5 protein-coding genes and 1 pseudogene are annotated in these 5,351 nt (G+C 56.3%); 2 read left to right on the forward strand and 4 right to left on the reverse strand.

The genetic code is table 11. The annotated features are described in order from the left end of the window. Positions 1 to 596 (forward strand): IS3 family transposase (locus ACQ7C1_RS31475; RefSeq protein WP_430961188.1); only part of this gene is annotated, 596 nt, incomplete at its 5' end. Positions 597 to 880: 284 nt separating this feature from the next. On the opposite strand, the gene ACQ7C1_RS31480 is transcribed toward ACQ7C1_RS31475, so the two are convergent. The 3 genes from ACQ7C1_RS31480 to ACQ7C1_RS31490 form a co-directional block, all read right to left on the reverse strand. Further along, positions 881 to 1,330 (reverse strand): protein rhiC, encoded by a 450-nt coding sequence (locus tag ACQ7C1_RS31480; protein ID WP_430961189.1) that lies wholly within the window; start codon positions 1,328 to 1,330, stop codon positions 881 to 883. Between the two features lie 92 nt (positions 1,331 to 1,422). Beyond that, entirely contained in the window at positions 1,423 to 2,010 is a 588-nt protein-coding gene (locus ACQ7C1_RS31485) for a phage tail protein (RefSeq protein ID WP_430961190.1), read from the reverse strand. Positions 2,011 to 2,135: 125 nt separating this feature from the next. Continuing rightward, positions 2,136 to 2,831 carry a protein rhiA gene (locus ACQ7C1_RS31490; protein ID WP_416068690.1) on the reverse strand — a complete coding sequence of 232 codons (696 nt, stop codon included), beginning with the start codon at positions 2,829 to 2,831 and terminating at the stop codon, positions 2,136 to 2,138. Between the two features lie 338 nt (positions 2,832 to 3,169). On the opposite strand from ACQ7C1_RS31490, the gene ACQ7C1_RS31495 reads away from it, so the two are divergent. After that, positions 3,170 to 3,733 (forward strand): acyl-homoserine-lactone synthase, encoded by a 564-nt coding sequence (locus ACQ7C1_RS31495; RefSeq protein WP_416068691.1) that lies wholly within the window; start codon positions 3,170 to 3,172, stop codon positions 3,731 to 3,733. Positions 3,734 to 4,221: 488 nt separating this feature from the next. Here the strand turns inward: ACQ7C1_RS31495 and ACQ7C1_RS31500 are convergent. After that, positions 4,222 to 4,896: pseudogene (locus tag ACQ7C1_RS31500) on the reverse strand (response regulator). Positions 4,897 to 5,351 lie beyond the last annotated feature (455 nt).

Genomic DNA, 5,351 nt, shown 5'->3' on the forward strand with positions numbered 1-5,351 from the left:
CAATCCGCACGACGATCCCGGACAAGACGGCTCCCAGCCCGCTCGATCGGGTGAACCGCCAGTTCAAGGCTCCTGCGCCGAACAGGCTCTGGGTTTCCGATTTCACCTATGTGGCCACCTGGCAGGGTTTCGTCTACGTAGCTTTCGTCATCGACGCCTTCGCCCGCCGCATCGTTGGCTGGCGGGTGAGCCGGACGGCGCATGCCGGTTTCGTCCTCGATGCTTTGGAACAGGCGCTGCATGAGCGGCGTCCCGTTCATGGCGGCGGCCTGATTCACCACTCGGACAGGGGCGTTCAATACGTGTCGATCAAGTATTCGGAGCGACTGGCCGAGGCAGGCATCGAGCCTTCCGTCGGAAGCGTTGGCGACAGCTACGACAACGCGCTCGCCGAGACGATCAACGGTCTCTACAAGGCCGAGGTCATTCATCGGCGCGGACCATGGCGGAGCTTCGAAGCGGTTGAATTCGCCACCCTGGAATGGGTCGACTGGTTCAACCATCGACGGCTTCTGGAGCCCATCGGCAACATCCCGCCAGCCGAAGCCGAAGAGCAGTATTATGCCATGCTGGACGAACCAGCCATGGCTGCATAACTTAAACCAAACGGCCTTCGGCAAACCCGGCGCGGTTCACACTATATGGAGTGACGCTTAGTTTTGACGCTACAGTGAATCTGTGCGCAATTGATGGAGCAAGTTCCGGGCTGGCCTATATTAAACGGCGAGTAGATGCCGACTCCTCTGAGGTGGATCCGCCTACTAAGGACCAGAGCAAACAGGAGTTCAGTTGCCTGTCGGATCAGGGCACATCCACACTACTAGGAGACAGGATGTGCCCGGACGCTGTTGCGTGCCGCGCGGGGTTCGCGAGTTATTGCTTATCGCCAGACGGCACCTCTAAATTGGCCCGTTGCATCCTTCGGAGTGATGCCGGAGAGATCGCAGTGGTTGGCATTATCCGGTCGCGAGGCTTGAATGAGTCTCGCGCTCTTAACCGGTGCCTGGATCATGCAATAGGCGTTGAACCGTGCGGGCAGTCCAAGCAGTGTATTGGCAAGATTGCCGTTTGGCCTGCAGTTGACGCTTGCCCCTTCCATGCGCCCAGACGGATCCACAGGCTCACCGCTGAAGTCGCATGTCTTGCCTGTTGGCGTGCCCGGAGCACCGACCGGGCCGGCGAGTGTGACGCCGCGTATAACCACTCCCGTGGTCACGGGATTTACGCCGATCTTTGCCTTGTGATGGTCTGCTGCTGCGACTGTCTGCGCTGCGGTGACGGCCAGCCCAAAAACCCAAGCGAATCCTAGCATTCTTACTGTCGGAAACATTACAATTTCTCCTCTTTACGGATCGGTCGAATGCGATCCATTGCCACTTACGCTTCGTGAAAAGGAAAGACTTAGTGAAGTCTTATCGCGATTTACCGAAACTTGATGAGGTAATTGACGGCAACATTCCTGGGGCGCGTTTCAGAAGCTGTACGCGCGGGGGATTCCGGTGAGCCTGTAGACTTGCTGGAAATGGATGTTCCCGCGGCACTCCCCTGCTGCGAAATTCCCGACGGCGTCGTCACCCCGTAGGAATGCGAATGGGTCTGCATTGCATCGCACTGAAGCGACCCAACAATGTTTGAGACATTGTTGCCGGTCGGATCCAGTCGCTGTTTTGCATCAGGGTCTATTCCCGCGCCGGCATCAAAGCCACGTAGGAACAGCCCGCGATAGTCCGGGATACGAAACTCCAGACCCGTCCCCGAATTCCGTTCTCCATAGAGACCCCCGATCACGGAATAGAGTTCCGGATAGGCGAGCGTACTAAGATAGCGCCCGTCGCAAAGCATCCAGCCCTGAGCCTCGACGTAGTTGAGAGGAGCGTTGGCCTTTGTTCCCGCCGTTGCGCCCGAGCTTGCGCAGGCCGCATTTGCCCAGATCGTGTTCTGCGAACCCGACACCGGATCGACTTGGCCTGCAAAAGGGCACACAGTACCGATAGGGGGTCCTGAGAACATTGTTCCGTCCTTTGATTAAGATGCTTGTTCGGAAGCGAGTGCCTACGCCAATTGCATCAGGAGCTGGCACTCCCTTCCCTGGGGCTCCGTCCAATTTACGGAGCGACACCTAACCGCAGCGGCCGTCAGGCCGGACTGATATCCCAGGTATTGGTTTCATCCAGAACCCCTACAAGATTGAACACAGCGGAGGGAAATTTGGCCTCCTTTGTTTGGGTAATGGTGTCGATGCTGAGAACTGTGCCGACTTTGACATTCGTTCCTGCGGCGATCCAATAGCTCGGAGTCGGCGTAAAGGTGTGTTGCAGATTGGTACCTGCTTGAACGACATACGTTCCCGTTCCGGACATTCCGATGCCGACTGAGAACCGACTGTTTGGGACAGTTGAGTCGTCGTTGATGAGTAGGGATCCGGAAGGCGGACCCTTGACCGAATTGGAGAGGCCGGGGCCACCCTTCAAGGAAAACGTTGTCGTGTTCTGACCGTCGGGGCTGCAGTCCTGAACGCCGGAAGCGAGAAAATCCACCCCGGCTATCAGTTCCCCAGTGTCGCTCCAGACGAAATTATATGCGATTTCCCAGGTAAACTTGATCTGGTTCCCGACGCGGATCTGGTACGGAGAGCAAAACCAAGCCAAGGAGAAAACGTCGGCGGACGGCTGCGGCATTTTTTGATATACGTAGAAGGTCCATGGCTGGGCCGATTGGTTCTTGAGTAGCAGAGAGTATTGCGTGCCCTGGGCGAGCGCTGCACTTGCGGACTGCGATGCACGAGCTTGATCGGTTATTTCTTTGTTGGCATAACTGACGTGCAAGGTCATTTCATTGTCCTTTCTGTGTGGATTGTCCGTTTGACGCTGGGCCGATCAAGTCGGCTCCATATAAATTGACATTAGCGCGTCACTCGACTTCAACTCTGTCGAGCGCTCATTCTCTGTAGCCACAAGCTATTTGCTATAATCATTGCTGCATGAGGTAAATGAGTAGATTTACTCTCTGGCGGCTTACAGCATCGTAAGCCCAGATTTCATCTGGTGGACGCTCATGCAGGCTACGTTGTCGGTCGTGCAAAATTCATCAGACTCTGAAACTGAGTAGTTCTACTCATTTTTCAGCGGAAAGAGATCATACACACTGACTTCCGATGTGAGGTGGAGCGATGATCAAGATTTGCATTGGGCAGTCGGATGCGAACAGTGCCTTGATGGAGGAAATCTGGCGATTCCGGCATCAACAGTTCGTCGAACGACGGGGCTGGGAAGCACTGCGTAAGAGTGATGGGCGAGAAATCGATCAATTTGATCACGACAGCGCGATACATTTTGCGCTCCTCAAGAACGATACGATAATAGGGTATTCTCGATTACTTCCTACTATTCAGCCGCACCTTCTTTCAAACGTTTATCCCCAGATCATGAAAGGTCGGAACTGGCCACGCTCGCATGATGTTTTCGAATGGACGCGATGTGCCGTCACAGATGCGAAGGAGATGATTGACGGCGTTTCCGCGTCACGCGTCCTGATGGTTGGGGTGCTGGAATTCTGCCGTGCCGCCGGCATTTCATCGCTCATCGCACAAACGCACCCGAAGCTGATAAACTCACTCCTCGCTAGCGGTTGGCAAGCTCAGATGCTCTCAGAGGTCACAGTTTTCGATAATCAATTGATCGTGCCGATTGAAGTCAAACCGTCCCCATCGCAACAAACGCTGTTGGCGACTTGAGACGGCCGCGACTGCATTTTGCAGAAACTCACCTCCATGGAGGCAGCCTGCAATGTCCTTGCGCGCCGGGCGTAGCAGATCGCCTCCCTTCAGCGAAAGAGGAGGTTCGCACGCTCCGCAAGCCCCATGCTGCGCCCAAAGCTGCTGCTGTGACGTCTGTCAGTCCAATCGCGAAGTAGACCCGCGCCCAGGAAAGAAAACTGCAGCGGCGAAGGCGCAGCCAAGCGGCCACGCGAGGTTGAATCGGCACCGCTTGAGGTCGATGCCTTTACTGATCTGTTGAAGCTCGAAGAAGAAAATCAGAAGCTTCGCAAAGCCCTCGACGATCTCTAGGCGCGCCAGTGGAAAGTGCCGGTCGGCTTACCGGGGGCGGCCGTGCTCGACGCGGCTTGATCGCCATCGAGCAATCACAGCTAAGCGAGAAAGCGGCCCGCACTAGGCCCATACACGGGAGTTGCGGAGCCGCCATTGGCTTTGATACCAAAAGATCAATCCAGCTTAGCAGTGAAGACGTAGCCCACGCCGCGCACGGCTTTGATGAATTGCGGCCTCTTCGGATCAGTCTCGATCTTTCGCGCAGCCGGACAATTTGGGCATCAATCGTCCGATCGAAAGCTTAGGTCTCGGCCCCTGGTTAAAGCCACCAGCAGGTCGCGGCCGAGAACCCCGCCCGTATGCCGAACAAAGATCGTCAGCGTCTCGAATTCGCCGGTGGTCAGTTCTACCTCCGCACCCTCGGGTCGAGTAGCTGGCGGCGATTGAGATTGAGCTTCCAACCCGCGAAACCGATGACTTGGTCGCTGACGGGCTCGGCATTGCGTGCCGACTGCCGCTGACGCAGGATCGACTTCAAACGCGTGGACTTCCCGGAGGTGGAAGGGTTTCGTCATGTAATCGTCCGAGCATGTCAGCATAATAATCGGGACATCGGACTGGGCGCAAATTTCGCCGGCCAGATCAAAGCCGTCCGAATCGCCGGGAAGGACGAGATCGAGCAGGATGGCATCGAAATTCTGATGACGCAGATATACCCGCATCTCGATCCCGTCGGAGGCGGAAGACACAGCGTAACCCTCTTCTTCGAAATAGCGCGTCAACATCTTTCGAATGCGCGGATCGTCGTCGACGACGAGAAGATGTGCACCATGCCGAGGTATTGCCATCGTCCATCCATCACGCCAATGCCTGTTACAGACCGTTTCCCAACTTGGTGACGCCGCAATGCCACCCATGTTAAACATCGTGCGAAAAGCAGATCAATTGTCCCCATCCAAAAGCGGGGAGCAAAGACTGTGCCGCGGGAAGAGGATTTTCGCCCCGATCGGGAATCACCAATGTCGCGCTTTTCGGCTCGGCGTCCGCGGCGACGACTCTCAGACTTCAAAGTCGAGGGTCTTCTTCGGGCGCCGCCGCCGCAGTCGCTTACGGATCGATGGCGGCCGCTCGGACCGATTGCCCGCTCCGTTAAGTGCTGTTGATGCCAACAGTTCCGTTGGTCGCAGCCCTGGTTTCGTCACTTTCGGACCCGGACCAAGCAAAGAGGATCGAGTTCACGATCGGCAGAAATAACGATCCCGCCAACTTCTTCGATTGCTGCGCGGCGACAGTTCCATGTCAG

The organism is Rhizobium sp. Nf11,1 (assembly GCF_050587665.1).
Classification (GTDB): Bacteria; Pseudomonadota; Alphaproteobacteria; order Rhizobiales; family Rhizobiaceae; genus Rhizobium.

Excerpts from the sequence above, each read along its gene's own strand:
- ACQ7C1_RS31480 (WP_430961189.1), bottom strand. The coding sequence starts at position 1,330 with ATGTTTCCGACAGTAAGAATGCTAGGATTCGCTTGGGTTTTTGGGCTG.
- ACQ7C1_RS31485 (WP_430961190.1), bottom strand. The coding sequence starts at position 2,010 with ATGTTCTCAGGACCCCCTATCGGTACTGTGTGCCCTTTTGCAGGCCAA.
- ACQ7C1_RS31490 (WP_416068690.1), bottom strand. The coding sequence starts at position 2,831 with ATGACCTTGCACGTCAGTTATGCCAACAAAGAAATAACCGATCAAGCT.
- ACQ7C1_RS31495 (WP_416068691.1), top strand. The coding sequence starts at position 3,170 with ATGATCAAGATTTGCATTGGGCAGTCGGATGCGAACAGTGCCTTGATG.